Annotated in this window: 12 protein-coding genes; 5 read left to right on the forward strand and 7 right to left on the reverse strand. The window is 65.6% G+C overall.

Annotated features, from left to right (window positions below; all coding sequences use genetic code 11):
- Window positions 1–18: 18 nt before the first annotated feature.
- The 4 genes from yjfF to ABRP34_RS15865 form a co-directional block, all read right to left on the reverse strand.
- A complete protein-coding gene (gene yjfF / locus ABRP34_RS15850) occupies window positions 19–1,035 on the reverse strand; it encodes a galactofuranose ABC transporter, permease protein YjfF (protein WP_353710935.1) in 1,017 nt (338 codons plus the stop codon).
- Window positions 1,035–2,078: an ABC transporter permease gene (locus tag ABRP34_RS15855; RefSeq protein ID WP_003801085.1), complete on the reverse strand. Its 1,044-nt coding sequence runs from the start codon at window positions 2,076–2,078 to the stop codon at window positions 1,035–1,037. Before ABRP34_RS15855 ends, yjfF begins: the two co-directional genes overlap by 1 nt.
- The gene (locus ABRP34_RS15860; protein WP_353710936.1) at window positions 2,075–3,601 is read right to left on the reverse strand and encodes a sugar ABC transporter ATP-binding protein; all 1,527 of its coding nucleotides are present in this window, start codon (window positions 3,599–3,601) and stop codon (window positions 2,075–2,077) included. The genes ABRP34_RS15855 and ABRP34_RS15860 overlap by 4 nt, the downstream gene beginning before the upstream one ends.
- 79 nt (window positions 3,602–3,680) lie before the next feature.
- Complete coding sequence (locus ABRP34_RS15865; protein ID WP_003801082.1) at window positions 3,681–4,664, reverse strand: ABC transporter substrate-binding protein; 984 nt, start codon at window positions 4,662–4,664, stop codon at window positions 3,681–3,683.
- 281 nt (window positions 4,665–4,945) lie between these two features.
- Between ABRP34_RS15865 and ABRP34_RS15870 the strand changes: the two genes are divergently transcribed.
- The 3 genes from ABRP34_RS15870 to ABRP34_RS15880 all read left to right on the forward strand — a co-directional run bounded on the left by ABRP34_RS15870 (window position 4,946) and on the right by ABRP34_RS15880 (window position 12,965).
- Complete coding sequence (locus tag ABRP34_RS15870) at window positions 4,946–7,483, forward strand: alpha-L-arabinofuranosidase C-terminal domain-containing protein (protein ID WP_353710937.1); 2,538 nt, start codon at window positions 4,946–4,948, stop codon at window positions 7,481–7,483.
- Between the two features lie 96 nt (window positions 7,484–7,579).
- Window positions 7,580–10,657: a beta-L-arabinofuranosidase domain-containing protein gene (locus ABRP34_RS15875; protein ID WP_353710938.1), complete on the forward strand. Its 3,078-nt coding sequence runs from the start codon at window positions 7,580–7,582 to the stop codon at window positions 10,655–10,657.
- Window positions 10,658–10,709: 52 nt separating this feature from the next.
- Window positions 10,710–12,965 (forward strand): immunoglobulin-like domain-containing protein, encoded by a 2,256-nt coding sequence (locus ABRP34_RS15880; protein WP_353710939.1) that lies wholly within the window; start codon window positions 10,710–10,712, stop codon window positions 12,963–12,965.
- 61 nt (window positions 12,966–13,026) lie between these two features.
- Here the strand turns inward: ABRP34_RS15880 and ABRP34_RS15885 are convergent, their stop codons facing one another.
- Complete coding sequence (locus ABRP34_RS15885) at window positions 13,027–13,242, reverse strand: AsnC family protein (protein WP_353710940.1); 216 nt, start codon at window positions 13,240–13,242, stop codon at window positions 13,027–13,029.
- Between the two features lie 157 nt (window positions 13,243–13,399).
- Between ABRP34_RS15885 and ABRP34_RS15890 the strand changes: the two genes are divergently transcribed.
- Both ABRP34_RS15890 and ABRP34_RS15895 read left to right on the forward strand, forming a co-directional pair.
- Complete coding sequence (locus ABRP34_RS15890) at window positions 13,400–13,597, forward strand: hypothetical protein (RefSeq protein ID WP_353710941.1); 198 nt, start codon at window positions 13,400–13,402, stop codon at window positions 13,595–13,597.
- 73 nt (window positions 13,598–13,670) lie between these two features.
- On the forward strand, window positions 13,671–14,207 hold the full coding sequence (locus ABRP34_RS15895) for a GNAT family N-acetyltransferase (protein WP_353710942.1): 537 nt from the start codon (window positions 13,671–13,673) through the stop codon (window positions 14,205–14,207).
- On the opposite strand, the gene ABRP34_RS15900 is transcribed toward ABRP34_RS15895, so the two are convergent.
- Together ABRP34_RS15900 and ABRP34_RS15905 are read right to left on the reverse strand one after the other, a co-directional pair.
- A complete protein-coding gene (locus ABRP34_RS15900) occupies window positions 14,173–15,477 on the reverse strand; it encodes an MFS transporter (RefSeq protein WP_353710943.1) in 1,305 nt (434 codons plus the stop codon). The two genes, ABRP34_RS15895 and ABRP34_RS15900, sit on opposite strands and share 35 nt — an antisense overlap.
- Window positions 15,474–15,935, reverse strand: coding sequence for a MarR family transcriptional regulator (locus ABRP34_RS15905; protein ID WP_003801067.1), 462 nt, complete (start codon window positions 15,933–15,935; stop codon window positions 15,474–15,476). The genes ABRP34_RS15900 and ABRP34_RS15905 overlap by 4 nt, the downstream gene beginning before the upstream one ends.
- Between the last annotated feature and the right edge of the window lie 3 nt (window positions 15,936–15,938).

A 15,938-nucleotide genomic window follows, 5' to 3' on the forward strand; every position in this document is an offset into this window, starting at 1 on the left:
AGCGGGACAGGTAAAAAGTCAGCCGGCCTTCCGGGCGAAGAGCCGCTGCAGCAGGATGAAGACGAGGAGCAGGCCGCCGATGACGATCTTGGTCCACCAGGAGCTGAGGGTGCCGTCGTACGCGATGAAGGTCTGGACGATCCCCAGCACCAGAACCCCGACGACGGATCCGAGCACGTAGCCGGTGCCGCCGGTCAGCAGGGTGCCTCCGATGACCACCGCCGCGATGGCGTCGAGCTCCATGCCCTGGGCCGCCAGGCTGTAGCCGGAGAGGCTGTAGAACGAGAACAGGATGCCGGCAACGGCTGAGCAGAGGCCGCTGAGGGCGTAGACCAGGATCTTGGTGCTCTTCACGGGCAGGCCCATCAGCATGGCCGAGTGTTCGTTGCCGCCGATGGCGTAGACGGTTCGGCCGAAGCGGGTGTGGTGCAGGACGAAGAAGGCGATGGCCACGATTCCGAGGGCCAGGAGGACGCCGGGTGAGACGAAGAGGTCCCCGGACAGCGGGATCTGTGCCTGCGCCATGCCGGTGAAGAATCCTTCGGTGACCGGAATGGAGTCCAGGCTGATGACGTAGCAGAGGCCGCGGGCGAGGAACATGCCGGCCAGGGTCACGATGAACGGCTGGATGTCGAAGTACTGGATGATCAGCCCCATCAGGAGCCCGAGCCCGCCGCCGATGAGGAGCACAAGGACGATGACGGCCCCTGCGTTCCAGCCCTGCTGCAGGAGCGTGGCGCTCACCATCATGGACAGCGCGACGACGGCCCCGACGGAAAGGTCGATGCCGCCGGTCAGGATCACGAAGGTCATGCCGACGGCCAGCACGATGAGGAAGGTGTTGTCGATGAAGAGGTTCAGGAAGACCTGGCCGGAGAGGAAGCTGGGGTACATCCCCGCCCCCACGGCGAACATGGCGAGGAACAGGCCCACCGTGGCCAGGGCCGGCGCGTAGCGGGCACCACCGCGCAGGCGGCTGCGCGCCGGCGACGGCTTCTTGAGGGTCAGGGGCGTGAGCGTGGACAGCGGGGACATTAGATGGCGACCTTTTCCTTTGCGGCTTCCTTGGCGGCGGGCTTCGGTGCTGCCTTGAGCCTGTTGAGCAGGTTCCGCGCCTTGGGCGCCTGCAGGAGGCAAACGGTGATGACCACGAGCGCCTTGAACACCAGGGTCACCTCCGGCGGGATCCCGAGCGTGTAGACGGTGGTGGTCAGTGTCTGGATGATGAAGGCCCCGACGACGGTTCCCACCAGGGTGTAGCGCCCGCCTGCCAGTGAGGTGCCGCCGATGACGACGGCCAGGATAGCGTCCATTTCGATGTAGAGCCCGGCATTGTTGGCGTCGGCCGCCGTGACGTTGGAGCTAATCATCAGGCCGGCAATCGCGGCGCAGACTGCGCTGAAGATGTAGACGATCCAGATGATGTTCCGTGCCCGGAGTCCGGCCAGGCGGCTGGCGACGGGGTTGATGCCGACGGCCTCGATCAGGGTTCCCAGTGCGGTGCGCCGGGTGAGGACGGCAGCCAGGGCGAAGACGGCCGCGGTAATGAGGATGGAGATCGGCAGGGTGAACAGGTACCCGGCACCGATCGATTTGTAGTGGTCGTTGGACACGGAGATGATCTGGCCGCCGGTGATGAGCTGGGCGACTCCGCGGCCGGCTGTCATGAGGACCAGGGTGGCGATGATCGGCTGCACGCCGATGGTGGAGACCAGGAAGCCGTTCCAGACGCCGAGGGCGAGGCCGGCGACGACGGCGATGAGGACCGCCGTGGCGGCCGTCACCGGGGACCCGGGGTCGGGGGAGGCGGCGATGTAGGCGCACGAGGCGGCGCCGGCGATCGCCACCACTGCGCCGACTGAGAGGTCGATGCCGCGGGTGGCGATGACCAGGGTCATGCCGAGGGCGATGAGGATAGTGGGTGCGCCGTTGCGCATGATGTCGATCAGGCTGCCGTAGAGGTGCCCGTCCTGCATCCGAAGGCCCAGGAAGTCGGGGCGGAAGATCTGGTTCAGCAGCAGCAGCGCTGCCAGGGCTATCACCGGCCAGGCAAGGCGGTGTTTGAGGAGTGATTTCACTGGGCACCTCCGGCGATGACCGTCATGACGTCTTCCACGGAGACGCCGTCGTTGTTGATTTCGGCGACCATTGCCCTGTCCTTGATGACCGCGACGCGGTCGCTCACGCGCAGCACCTCCTCAAGTTCGGAGGAGATGAAGAGGATGGACATCCCGTCGGCGGCGAGTTTGTTGACGAGTTTCTGGATCTGGGTCTTGGCTCCGATGTCGATGCCGCGGGTGGGCTCGTCGAGGATCAGGAGTTCGGGGTGGGTCACCAGCCAGCGGGCCAGGAGCACCTTCTGCTGGTTTCCGCCGCTGAGGTTGCGGATAAGCGCGTCGGGGTTGGCCGGCCGGATGTCGAGGGCTTCGATGTACTCGGCCACCAGCTCGTCCTGGACGCGGCGGGGGATGCGGCGCGCCCAGCCCTTGCTGGCCTGCATGGCCAGCACCAGGTTGTCGCGCACGGTGAGGTCCCCGATGAGGCCTTCCTCCTTACGGTCCTCGGAGCAGAATCCGATGCGCTTGTCGATGGCCGCCCGCGGCGAACGGATCTTCTGGCTCGCGCCCTTGACCTTGATGGAGCCTTCGTCGGCCTTGTCCGCTCCGAAAAAGAGCCGGGCGATCTCGGTCCGGCCGGCACCGAGCAGGCCGGCCAGGCCCACCACTTCACCCGGATAAATGGCCAGGTCCACGTTGGATACGGACCCCTTCCGGCCGAGGCCCTGGGCTTCGATGAAGGGCGTGGCGCCGGCGCCGCTGCCGGCGCGGGTCCGGGCAGGGGCCTGGTCCAGTTCGGCGAGGGCCTCCATGTCCTTGCCGATCATCTTGGAGATGAGGCTCATGCGGGAGAGGTCACGGGTCAGGTACTCACCCACGAGTTTTCCGTTGCGCAGGACGGTCATGCGGTCGGAGATCTCGTAGACCTGCTCCAGGAAATGAGAAACGAAGAGGATGGCGACGCCGCGGTCGCGGAGGTCCCTGATGACGCGGAACAACTGGTTGACCTCGTCGGCGTCCAGGCTCGACGTCGGCTCGTCCAGGATCAGGACCTTGGCGTTGATCTCCACCGAACGGGCGATGGCGATCAGCTGCTGGACGGCGATGGAATGGGTGGATAGCAGGGATCCGGGATCGATGTGGTCCAGCTGCAGTTCGGCCAGGACCTCCCGGGTCCGGGACCGCACGCCCTTCCAGTCGATGGAACCCCGACGGCGGGGCTCGCGGCCCAGCAGGACGTTTTCCTCAACGGTGAGGTTGGGGCAGAGGTTGACTTCCTGGTAGACGGTGCTGATGCCCGCGGCCTGGGATTCGCCCGGTGTCGAAAACCGCTGCGGTTCGCCGAGGACCGTGATGGCACCGGAATCAATGGTGTACACGCCGGTCAGGGCCTTGATCAGCGTGGACTTCCCGGCTCCGTTCTCGCCCATCAGGGCGTGGACCTCACCCTGGAAGAGGCGGAAATCGACGCCGTCGAGCGCCTTAACCCCTGGGAATCCAATAGCTATGTCGGTCATCTCGACGACCGGAACGATTTCGTTCATCCTCGTGTCTTTCCTGTGTTTGGTGTGCCGTGCGGCGGCGGTGATCCGCCGCCGCACGGACGTTCAGGGGCGCCGCGGCTCAGTACGGGCGGCTGGCAAGAACCTGCTTGGCCTGCTCCTGCGTGAAGGTCGTCTCCTCGGTGACGACGCGCTCGGGCACGGTCTCACCGGCAATGACCTTCTTCGCGAGATCCATGAGCTGGTCGCCGAGCATGGGGCTGCACTCGACGATGTAGTTGATCTTGCCGTTGCTCAGCGCCGTCATGCCGTCCTTCACGGCGTCGATGGTGATGATCTTGATGTCCTTGCCGGGAACCTTGCCGGCGGCTTCGATTGCTTCGATGGCGCCGAGGCCCTCGTCGTCGTTGTGGGCGAACACGACGTCGATGTCAGCGTTGTTCTTGAGGAAGGCCTCCATGACCTGCTTGCCGCCGCTGCGGGTGAAGTCGCCGCTCTGCGAGGCGACGATCTTCAGCTTCGGGTCAGCCTTGATGGCTTCCGCGAAGCCTTCCTTCCGGTCGTTCGCAGGTGCGGATCCGGTGGTGCCCTGGATTTCGACGATGTTGACGGTGTCGGTTGATGACTTGGACTCCTTGACGAGCCAGTCCCCGGCCTTCTTGCCTTCCTCCACAAAGTCGGAGCCGAGGAAGGTCTTGTAGAGCGTCTTGTCCGAGGAGTCCACCGCGCGGTCCGTCAGGATCACCGGAATCTTGGCGTTCTTGGCTTCCTTCAGCACCGTGTCCCAGCCGGACTCCACCACGGGAGAGAACGCGATGACATCGACCTTCTGCTGGATGTAGGAGCGGATGGCCTTGATCTGGTTCTCCTGCTTCTGCTGGGCGTCGGAGAACTTCAGGTCGACTCCGGCCTTCTTCGCCGAATCCTGGACTGACTTGGTGTTGGCCGTCCGCCAGCCGCTCTCGGCGCCAACTTGGGCGAAGCCCATGGTGATCTTGTCACCGCCGGAGGTGCCGGCAGCACTGCCGGCACCAGCGGTCCCGCCGCACGCAGTGAGGGTAAGCATTGATGCGGCGGCCACCGCAAGCAGGGATTTCTTAAACACAACATCCTCCCGGAAGCGTAGTTACATTGCAGGCGGGAGACTTCAAACACCGCCGTTGCTGCAAGTGAGCTGATGCGCTCGTGGATCATTGTGAACGCTAACAATCAGGGCCGTCAAGTAGTTCGGGTCACAATTCCGCACCCGTATGCAGAGGCTGCTGATTTTTGTGAATCCTCTTTACAAGATGCGAAAGATGTCGAATACTCAACTCCGGTCGGCGTTTTGTTAGCGTTAACACTGGTTGCCGGCGAACCGTTCAATGGAGAAAGGCCTTCCCTTCCATGCCATCCAAACCACCAAGTCCCGCCAAACGGACGTGCACCCTGGTGCTTGCCGGGTCCCTGACGGCCGCTCTGCTGTCACTGACGCCGGCCATCGGCGCCAATGCGGAGTCCGCCCAGAACCGGACCATCAGCATCGACGCCGCCGGTTCCGGGCCGTCGATCGATTCCACCATGTATGGAGCCTTCTACGAGGACATCAACCAGGGCGCCGACGGCGGCATCTACGCGGAGCTCGTCCAGAACCGGTCGTTTGAGTTCAACTCCGCCGACAACCGCACCTACAGCCCGCTGACCGCCTGGGAAACCCTGAAACGGGGCAGTGCCGGAACAGTCACTGTCGTCAATGACAACAACCGGCTGAACGAAAACAACCGGAACTACCTGCAGATCGAAGCCACCAGCGCGGGCGCGGGAACCGGCGCCGGAGTGGGCGTGCGCAACAGCGGCTGGAACGCCGGGCAAAAGCTCGAGGCGCACAAAAAGTACAACTACTCGGTGTGGGCGCGCACGTCCAACCCTGCGGGGTCCACCGTCGCCGTCACGCTGGAAACCCCGGAAGGTACCCGGCTGGACATCGCCACGGTCAAGATCAAGGGTGACAGCTGGGCCAAATACGAGGTGACGCTGTCGCCCAAGTCCTCCACGGACGCCGGCCGGCTCGCCACCCTTGTCCAGGGAACTGGCACCGTCCGGATCGACATGGTTTCGCTGTTCCCCAAGGACACCTGGAACGGCAGGGAAAACGGACTCCGCAAGGACCTTGCCGAGAAGATCAACGACCTGCACCCGGGATTCCTGCGCTTCCCCGGCGGCTGCATCGTCAACACCGGAAGCTATGACACCTACTCGGCCCCCAACTACACACGGGCCCGCACCTACCAGTGGAAAGACACCATCGGCCCGGTGGAACAGCGTCCGGCGAACCGGAACTTCTGGGGCTACAACCAGACCTACGGCCTGGGCTACATGGAGTACTTCCAGTGGGCCGAGGACATGGGCGCCGCCCCCGTGCCTGTGGTGCCGGTGGGCGTGACCGGCTGCGGCGACAACAACCAGGCCCCGGACCAGGCCACGCTTAACCGCTACATCCAGGACACCCTGGACCTGATCGAGTTCGCCAACGGCGACGCCAGCACCGAGTGGGGCGCCAAGCGCATCGCCTACGGCCACCCGGCACCGTACAACCTCGACCGCATTTCCCTGGGCAACGAGGAGTACAAGCCGGAGTTCAAGCAGTACTTCACCCAGTTCTACAACGCCGTCCGCAAGGCCCACCCCGAGATCAAGATCATCGGAAACACCGGCCCGTTCAGCCAGGGTCCCGAATTCGACGACCTCGCCAAATTCAATGCCGACACCGGCGTGGACCTCGTGGACGAGCACTACTACAACGACCCCTCCTGGTTCCTGAACAACAACCACCGCTACGACTCCTACGACCGCAACAGCTACAAGGTCTTCCTCGGCGAGTACGCCTCCCGCGGAAACAAGCCTGAGAACGCATTGGCCGAAGCCTCCTACATGACCGGCCTCGAGCGGAATGCGGACGTGGTGAAGATGGCGTCCTATGCGCCGCTGATCGCGAACGAAGCGAACACGCAGTGGAGCCCGGACATGATGTTCTTCAACGGAACTTCCGTGCGCACCACCCCCAACTACGAGGTGCAGAAGCTGTTCATGAACAACGTCGGCAACCAGGTGGTGCCGAGCACGCAGGACAACCCGGCCTCTACCGTGGTGCCGATTTCCGGCAAGGTCGGCCTGTCCACGTGGGCCACTTCCGCCCGCTACGACGACGTGAAGGTCACCGGCCAGGACGGCGCAACCCTGTTCAGCGACGACTTCTCCGGAACCGCCGCGGCCTGGACCGGCAACGGTACCGGATCCTGGTCCATCCAGGACGGCGGCTACGTCCAGTCCAGCACCACCGCCCAGAACACGATGGTGACCGCCGGCAGCGCCGACTGGAGCAACTACACGCTCAGCACCAAGGCAACCAAGCTGGCCGGTTCCGAAGGCTTCCTCGTCTCCTTCGGCGTCAAGGACACCGGAAACTACTTCTGGTGGAACCTGGGCGGCTGGAACAACTCCAAGTCCGTCGTCGAAAAGGCCGTCAACGGCGGCAAGACGAACGTCATCGAAAAGAACACCGTGATCCAGACCGGACATGAATACGACATCCGGATCGAGGTTACCGGGCGCACGGCCAAGCTCTACCTGGACGGAGTCCTGTGGGGAACGGTGGACGACACGCAGGCCGATCCCGTCTACTCCGTCGTCACCAAGGACACCAAGTCCGGGGACACCATCGTGAAGGTGGTCAACACGAAGGCCGACAAGACGCCGGTGGACATCAAGGTGACGGGGGCAGCCAACATCAGCACCACGGCCGCTGTAACCACCCTGACCCAGACCGCTGACGGGCAAAACCTGGCCCCGGCGTCGAGCACCTTCAACGGAGCCGGGGCGGCGTTCACCTATGAGTTCGAGCCCAAGTCGGTGACCTTCATCCGGCTCGCCGCAGCCCGCAGGTAGGCAGCACACCAAAGCCACGGCTTTGACCGGGAAGGCCCGGCTGGATCGCACAGCCGGGCCTTCCCCTTTACCCGGAACATTCACCCAGGAGATCCAATGACGAATCACGTGTCCAGACGAAACATCCTTCGGCTGGGGGCGGCCGCGGCCGCCCTGCCCTGGCTGCCATCGCTTGCCTCCGCAGCCGCGACGGCCGCGGAGGGCCCGATGACCAATGCACTCGCCGCCGCGGCGGCGGCTGTCCGTCCCTTCAAACTGTCCGACGTCAGCCTGGGGCCAGGGGTGTTCGCACGGAAACGTGAGCTGATCCTGAACTTCGCCCGCGGGTACGACGAGCGGCGCTACGTCAACGTCTTCCGCGCCAATGCCGGCCTCCGGCCGCTCGACGGCGTGGTTCCGCTGCCGGCGGGAGGCTGGGAAGGGCTCGACGGCGAGGCGAACGGCAACCTGCGCGGCCACTTCACTGGGCACCACATGTCCATGCTTGCCCAGGCGTATGCGGGCACGGGGGAGGAGGTCTTCGGAACCAAGCTGCGGAACCTGGTGGCGTCCCTGCACGAATGCCGGCAGGCGCTCGCCCAGGAGCCCGCCATCCAGACCGTTGCCGGACGCCTGCCCGGGACCGCCGTCGATATTGCCCGCGGTTCCTACATGTACGGCCAGCTCCCCGCGGGCTCCCTTGACGGGCTGGCGGCCATGACCTTCGCCGCGTGGGTGCGCCCGACGGCGGCGGCGAACTGGGCACGCATCTTCGACTTCGGCAACGACACCAAAACGTACGCCTTCCTCGCCCAGCGCGACGGCGCCGGGCTGCCGCGGTTCGCCATCACCCGGAACTTTGCCGGGGGTGAACAGACGATCGTGGGCGCTGCCCCGCTGCCGGTCAACGAGTGGAGCCACGTTGCGGTCACCTTGGACGGCCAGGCCGGAACGCTGTACGTCAACGGAAAGCAGGCCGGCAGGAATGCTGCCCTGACTCTGACCCCGGCCCTCCTGGGAAGCCTCGCCAAGGTGTGGCTCGGCCGGTCGCAGTACAATGATCCCAACTTCGCCGGCGCCTACCAGGACGTGAACATCTGGTCCTCCGCACTGACCGCAGGGCAGATCGGCGAGCTGGCGGCAGCCCGCGCGTCGGGCACTTCGGCGGGGAACGGCAACGTCGTCTCCCTCGCCTGCAGCGAAACCGGCGGAAACGTGCTGGCCGATGCCTCCGGTAAGGGCCGGCATGCAGCGCTCCGGCGCACCTGGGGCGTGCCCAGCCACCCCGGATTCCTGGCCGCGTACCCGGAGACCCAGTTCATCGAGCTGGAGAGCAGGACCACGCCGGACTACTTCCGTGTCTGGGCTCCCTATTACACCGCGCACAAGATCCTGAAGGGTCTCCTCGACGCCTACACCGCTACCGCGGAACCAAAGGCGCTGGACCTGGCTACCGGACTCTGCGACTGGATGCACTCGCGGTTGAGCAAACTCACGCCGGCCGTACGCCAGCGCATGTGGGGAATCTTCTCCAGCGGCGAATACGGCGGCGTCGTGGAAGCCATCCTGGAGACCTACGGGCACTCGGGCAAGCCGGAGCACCTGGAGCTCGCCAAGTACTTCGACCTCGACTCCCTCATTGATGCGTGCGCCCAGAACAGGGACATCCTCGCCGGGCTCCATGCCAACCAGCACATCCCGATCTTCACCGGGCTGGTGCTGATGTACAACGCCACGGGCGAGGAGCGCTACCTGGCCGCGGCCCGCAACTTCTGGACCATGGTGGTGCCCACCCGCATGTTCAGCATCGGCGGCACCAGCCAGGGCGAGTTCTGGAAGGAGCGGGACCGGATCGCGGCCACCCTGAACGCGACCGACGCCGAATCCTGCTGCGCCTACAACATGCTCAAGCTGTCCCGCGAGCTGTTCTTCAGGGAGCAGAACCCCGCGTACATGGACTATTACGAGCGGGCACTTTTCAACCAGGTCCTCGGGTCCAAGCAGGACAAGGAAAGTGCGGAGCTGCCGCTGGCCACCTACTTCATCGGCCTGCAGCCGGGCGCCGTCCGCGACTTCACGCCCAAGCAGGGCACCACGTGCTGCGAGGGCACCGGCCTCGAGTCGGCCACGAAGTACCAGGATTCGGTCTACTTCACCGCCGGTGACGGAAGCGCGCTCTACGTCAACCTCTACATGCCGTCTACGCTCCGGTGGGCTGCGAAGAACGTCACGGTCACCCAGCAGACCTCCTACCCCTTCGAACAGCGCACCACCCTGCAGGTTTCGGGCTCCGGGCAGTTCGAGCTCCGGCTGCGGGTCCCGGCGTGGGCCACCGCCGGCTTCACCGTCCGGGTCAATGGTGCAGTAACGGAGGCGGCAGCGACGCCGGGCACCTACCTCAGCATCGCCAGGGCCTGGAAGGACGGGGACACTGTGGACGTCGAGATGCCGTTCACCCTCCGCGCCGAGCGGGCCCTGGATGACCCTTCCGTGCAGACCCTCATGTACGGGCCGGTGCACCTCGTGGCATGCGACGCCCGCACGGATCTTCTACCGTTCAGCCTTTACGGGACGGCCAAACTCAACGGCGACCTTGCCGCGGCTCTTCAGCCGATCGCAGGCAAGCCCCTGCACTTCACCGTTGCCGGCGTCGAACTGGCACCCTTCCTCGAGGGAACCGAGGATGCCTGCCACTCGTACTTCCGGCGCACCGAGGCCTCAGTCGTGTTCGGCGGCGTGGACTCCGGCGTGGCCAACCCGGCGCGGGCCACCAAGACCACGCTCCTCGACGACGTCTGGCAGTCAGCCCCCTTCGCCAACAAGCCGGAGCTGCTTCGGCGCGTGGCCCAGGTGACGGCGGCGTGGGTCTCGGAAGGCTCGCTCAGCCGCGCGGACGCCGACCGGATCTACGGTGCAGCCCAGCGGGCCGCGTTCGGCAGCCCCGAAAGCGAGATCGACGACCTGCAGCAGATTGCGGCGGCGGCGCTCGCGGCCGGCCGGATCACGGCGGAAACCGGCGACATGCTCGGTGCCAGGCTGAAAGCGGCCAGCAAAGCACTCGCCCAGAAAACCCCGGCCAAGGCCGTGCACTACCTCGGGCAGTACATCGACGGCACCACCCGGGACATTGCCGACCAATCCCTGCGGGACCTGCTGGTCAGCGGCGCCCAGGCGCTGGTGGCCAGGCTGACCTGACTTACCCACCCAACCATCGCGGCCTCCGGGCCGCACGAACGAAAGTGTCTCAATGCTCCCTACCCACTCACGGGCCCGCACGGGCCCGGCCATGACAACGGCGGCCGCGCTGGCCGCTTCGGCTGCCCTGGCGCTCGGCGGGCTGGTCGCCGCGGCGCCGGCCCACTCCGCCGTCGACGACGGCCTGGTCCTCAAATACAACCTGACGGAAGCCGCCGGGACCGTTGCGGAGGACAGCTCCGGCAACGGACGCAACGGCGTGATTAGCGGTGACGCCACCGCGCTGGGCGGCGAAGGGCTGCAGCTCGGCGGTACAAACGGCCATGTCCGGCTCCCGAACGACGTCATGCGCGGGCTCAACTCCATCACCGTCTCCACCGACGTGAAGATCGCGGCCGACCAGGGCGCCCCCTACTTCATCTGGGGAATGGGCAACACCACCAACGGCACCGGCAGCGGCTACCTGTTCACCACCGGCAACGCGTACCGGACCTCCATCGCGAGCGGCAACTGGTCCACCGAGCAGACCCTCAGTGCCAACCGGGACCTGGCGCGCAGCGCCTGGAAGACCATCACCTACACCCTCAGCGGCGGAACCGCCGTCCTCTACGAGGACGGCACCGAGGTTGCCCGCAAGACCGGCGTCACCATCACGCCGGGAAGCATTGGGGGAGGAACGACGACGGCGAACTACCTTGGGCGGTCGGTCTACAGCGGTGACAAGTACCTCAAGGGGCAGGTCCGGGATTTCCGCATCTACAACCGCGCCCTCTCGGCAGCCGAGGTCCGCGAACTCGGATACGTTTCCCCGGAACAGCGGGTGGCCCTCGATCTGCAGGACCTGTCGTTGGGGGATACTTCCGCAGTGACCTCCAACCTGAAGCTGCCCACCACCGGCCCGAACGGCTCGGCTTACACCTGGTCCTCCTCGGATCCGGCCACGGTCTCAGCTCAGGGCGCGGTCACCCGCCCGCCTAACGGAACCGGAGACAGGACCGTGACGCTGACCGCCACGGCCACCTCAGGAGAGGCGTCGGCGTCGAAAACGTTCACGGTCACGGTGCGGGAAGATATCAGCGACGACCAGAAGGTCACCGAGGCCGCGGCGGCCCTGAACGTGTGGGATGCCAAGGCGATCCGGGGGAACATCACCCTTCCTACCGCGGGGCTGTACGGAACGAAAGTGGAGTGGACGTCGAGCGACGAGTCCGTGGTCACTGCCACCGGCGAGGTGACGCGGCCGGCCTACGGCAGCGAGCAGGCCAGGCTTAACCTGCACGCCACGGTTTCCCTTGGCAAGACCAAGGCCAGGAAGAAGTTCCGCGTCACTGTGCTGCCGCTGCCCAAGGCCGAGGCCAAGGAAGGCTACGCCTTCGCGTACTTCACCGGCAACGACCTCGCCGGCGAGAACATCTACATGGCCGCAAGCCGCGGCAACGACGCGCTCAAGTGGGACGAGCTGAACGGCGGAAAGCCGGTCCTCACGTCCGGGCTCGGCACCAAGGGGCTGCGCGACCCGTTCATCATCCGTTCGCCGGAAGGCGACAAGTTCTACATGATCGCCACGGACCTCTCCATCGGCAGCGGCACCAGCTGGGACTCCTCCCAGCGCCAGGGCAGCCAGTACATCGAGGTCTGGGAGTCGACCGACCTGGTCAGCTGGTCCGGGCAGCGGCACGTGAAAGTCTCGCCGGACACCGCGGGGAACACCTGGGCTCCGGAAGCCCACTACGACGAAAAGATCGGCGCCTACGTCGTGTACTGGGCCTCCAAGCTCTACGCAGACAACGATCCCAGCCACGCCGGCGGCACGTACAACAAGATGATGTACTCCACCACCCGGGACTTCCGGACCTTCACCGAGGCCAAGGTGTGGAATGACCCGGGCAACTCGGTCATTGACTCCACCGTCATCAAGGAGGGCGACACGTTCTACCGGTTCACCAAGGACGAGGGACAGGTTTCCGGATGCCTGGACATCATGCAGGAAAAGTCCAAGGACCTGCTGGCCGTTGACCTGCCCGCCACGAACCCCCGCAACTGGTCGCTGATGGGCAACTGCATCGGCAAGAACGCCGGAACGGGCGGAGTGGAAGGGCCCACCGTCTTCAAGTCGAACACGGAGGAGAAGTACTACCTGTTCGTCGACGAATTCGGCGGCCGCGGCTACATCCCGCTGGAAAGCACCAGCCTGGAAAACCCCAACTGGAAGCTCTCCACCAACTACGAGCTGCCCCGCGCACCGCGCCACGGCACGGTTCTGCCTGTCACCAAGACGGAGCTGGAGCGCCTGCACAGCCAGCTGTGATTCTGCTCTGATCGCAAGAGGACAGGGGGTTCCGCCTGCGGAGCCCCCTGTCCTTTACGTTTTATCTCCTGCCGTACTTCTTATGGACAGCCTGTTTACTGACGCCGAGGGCCTGCGCAATCGCCTCCCATGGCAAACCCGCCAGCCTGGCCCGCCGCACCAGGGCCGCTTCCGCCCGTCCGATCTCCCGATGCAGTTCGGCCACGGCCTGCAGGCCATTCACCGGATTGTCGCCGTCCATGGATCCCACCAAAGTTTTCAAACGCCCTACCTCCATGGCGTCAACTTTAGTTGACGGGCAGAAGGGGGTCAACGAAAGTTGACGTCACCCATCGTGCCGGTTGCGGGCCACTGTCGATTCGTCAACCGGTTGACCGATAGGGAATAATTCGATTGCCGCCGTTCCCCTTTTGCGAAACCGTTCTGGAGAAAATATGGAAAGCACCGGCATGATGGCCCTGTTCCTGGCTGGCTCTGACAACCTGGCCACCAGCGCCCTGCCGCAAGCCCCGACTGTCGTCGAGGAGTCGGCGCCCCGGTCAGGTGCCTGGCACACGTTCAGGGGCAGGACCGCCAGTGCCCTTCACCGCCTGGCATGGGCTGTTGAGCCCAAGGTGCCCGGCAGCCGCTGACCTGCGGCCAAACGGCGGGGCGGGTCTACAATCCTTTAGTTATTTCTGCCCGCTCCCACACCTTGGAGTTCCAATGATCCGGAAGGCTGTTGCCGGAGACGCTGCCGCCCTTGCTGACTTGGCGGCGGCGACGTTCCCGCTCGCTTGCCCGCCCGGCTCCTCGACCGAGGACATCCGGCTCCACCTCAAGCGGACGCTCAGCGAGGACAAATTCGCGGAGTACCTCGCGGACAGCAAAATCGCCATCCTGGTGCTTGAACAGGGCGGCGGCCGGCTTGACGGGTATACCCTGCTCGTCGACCGGCAGTCAACGGACCCCGACGTGCTCCGCGCCCTTGACGGACGCCGGTCCGTCGAGCTGAGCAAATGCTATGTGCGCCCGGACCACCACGGACGGGGCGCAGCCTCCGCGCTCATGCGGGCGTCCTTGGACTGGGCTGCGGGCCAGGGTGCGGCAAGCGTCTGGCTGGGGGTCAACAGCCAGAACGCCAAAGCCATCCGCTTTTACGAGAAGTCGGGTTTCACCAATGTGGGGACGAAGTCGTTTACCCTGGGCGACTCGGTGGAGAGCGACTTCATCCTGGAGATGACTCTCCCGGCGAAGGGCTAACCACACCGCTGCCCCCATGTACCGCCCGCCTCCGCGGGAAGGAAGCCAGAAGCTGCTGCCGCATGGTGAGCCGGCTGCTGCGGACCACCACAATCACTGCGAGCAATCCGGTCAGCAGCACGACGGCACCGCCGGCGGCCACCGACCAGCGGGCGCCGAACGTGCTGCCGAGCCAGCCCATGAGCGGGGCCCCCAGGGCAGTTCCGCCCTGCAGGGTTGCCAGGTAAAGAGCAAGTACCCGGCCCCGGAACTGTGGCTCCACGGAGAGCTGGATGCTCGTATTGCAGCTGTTCAGGAACGTCATTGAGGCGAGCCCCACCGGAACCAGAACGGCGGCGTACAGCCAGAACGACGGCGAGACGCTGCCTACCAGCGTGAAGAAACCAAGGCCCAGGGCTCCGCCGAGCAGGAAGCGCAGCCGGGGGCCGGATCTGCGGGCGGCCAGCAGGGCTCCGGCCAGTGTCCCGACCGCCATGATGGAGCCCAGGAGCCCGAATTCGCCGGGCCCCATTCCGAATTCCGCCGTGGACATCAGCGCGTTGGTGATGGGGAAATTCATGCCGAATGCCCCCAGGATGCCCACCAGGACGAGGATCAGCACCAGGTCCGGACGCCGGCGCACGTAGCCCAGCCCCTCGGCGACCTGGTGTTTGCTGCGGACTGCCGGCGGGGCCGGGGCGAGTCCCGCCGTGCGGATCCGGGCCAGCGAGATCAGGACGGCGGCGAAGCTGGCGGCGTTGAGCAGGAAAACGGGTCCGGTGCCGGCCCAGGCGATGAGTACTCCAGCGATCGCAGGCCCCGTCAGGCGGGCAGTGTTGAAGGAGGCGGAGTTGAGGGACACCGCGTTGGCGATATCGTCCTGTCCTACGAGTTCGGAGACGAAGGCCTGGCGTGCGGGCCCGTCAATGGCGCTGGCCAGCCCAAGGCAGAGGGCGGCTGCGTACACCTGCCACAGCTGCGCCGCGCCGGTAACCACCAGGAGCCCAACGACCAGCCCGCACAGGCCTATGGCCGACTGCGTCCACAACAGGATCACGCGCTTCCGGTGCCGGTCTGCGAGGACTCCTGCATAGGGGCCAAGCAGAAGCATGGGAAGGAACTGCAGGGCCGTGGTGATGCCGACGGCGGTGCCGGAATGGTCCGTGAGGACGGTCAGCACCAGCCAGTCCTGGGCCACCCTCTGCATCCAGGTGCCGATGTTGGACACAAGCGCCCCGCTGGCCCACAGTCGGTAGTTGGGGTTCTGCAATGCCCGGAAGGTGGCGCTCATCGGGCGCTCATCTCCTGCATGATGTGCGCGGCCCGGCTCAGGGTCAGCCTGTCCGCCGGGCTCAGCCCGGCGACCCGTTGCGCCAGCCAGGCGGTCCGCTGGCCCCGCGCCTCTTCCAGGACGTCCACGCCGGCAGGCGTGATGCCCACCTGGATCTGGCGGCCGTCCTCCGGGTGCGCTGACCGGGACACAAATCCCAGCTCTGCGAGGGCGTTCACAATCCGGGTCATGGACGGTGCCTGCACATGTTCACGCTCCGCAAGTTCGCGGGGGGTGCGCGGGCCGTCGCTGTGGAGCTGGGCCAGCACCGTGTACTGGCCCGGCGTAATGACGTCGCCGGTGGCCTCAACGCGAAGCCGGCGGGAGGTCCGCATCACGGCCGTCCGAAGGTCGATCGCCAGGATGTCCGGCCTGATTGACTGGGGGGTCTCTTGGTGTGCCGCTCCGGGTGCAGGCATTGA

Origin of the sequence: Arthrobacter sp. K5 (genome assembly GCF_040448525.1) — a bacterium.
Classification (GTDB): Bacteria; Actinomycetota; Actinomycetes; order Actinomycetales; family Micrococcaceae; genus Arthrobacter; species Arthrobacter globiformis.

Bases quoted from the DNA above. Each gene is read 5' to 3' on its own strand.
- yjfF (WP_353710935.1), bottom strand. From the start codon at position 1,035: ATGTCCCCGCTGTCCACGCTCACGCCCCTGACCCTCAAGAAGCCGTCG.
- ABRP34_RS15860 (WP_353710936.1), bottom strand. From the start codon at position 3,601: ATGAACGAAATCGTTCCGGTCGTCGAGATGACCGACATAGCTATTGGA.
- ABRP34_RS15870 (WP_353710937.1), top strand. From the start codon at position 4,946: ATGCCATCCAAACCACCAAGTCCCGCCAAACGGACGTGCACCCTGGTG.
- ABRP34_RS15875 (WP_353710938.1), top strand. From the start codon at position 7,580: ATGACGAATCACGTGTCCAGACGAAACATCCTTCGGCTGGGGGCGGCC.
- ABRP34_RS15880 (WP_353710939.1), top strand. From the start codon at position 10,710: ATGCTCCCTACCCACTCACGGGCCCGCACGGGCCCGGCCATGACAACG.
- ABRP34_RS15885 (WP_353710940.1), bottom strand. From the start codon at position 13,242: ATGGAGGTAGGGCGTTTGAAAACTTTGGTGGGATCCATGGACGGCGAC.
- ABRP34_RS15890 (WP_353710941.1), top strand. From the start codon at position 13,400: ATGGAAAGCACCGGCATGATGGCCCTGTTCCTGGCTGGCTCTGACAAC.
- ABRP34_RS15895 (WP_353710942.1), top strand. From the start codon at position 13,671: ATGATCCGGAAGGCTGTTGCCGGAGACGCTGCCGCCCTTGCTGACTTG.
- ABRP34_RS15900 (WP_353710943.1), bottom strand. From the start codon at position 15,477: ATGAGCGCCACCTTCCGGGCATTGCAGAACCCCAACTACCGACTGTGG.
- ABRP34_RS15905 (WP_003801067.1), bottom strand. From the start codon at position 15,935: ATGCCTGCACCCGGAGCGGCACACCAAGAGACCCCCCAGTCAATCAGG.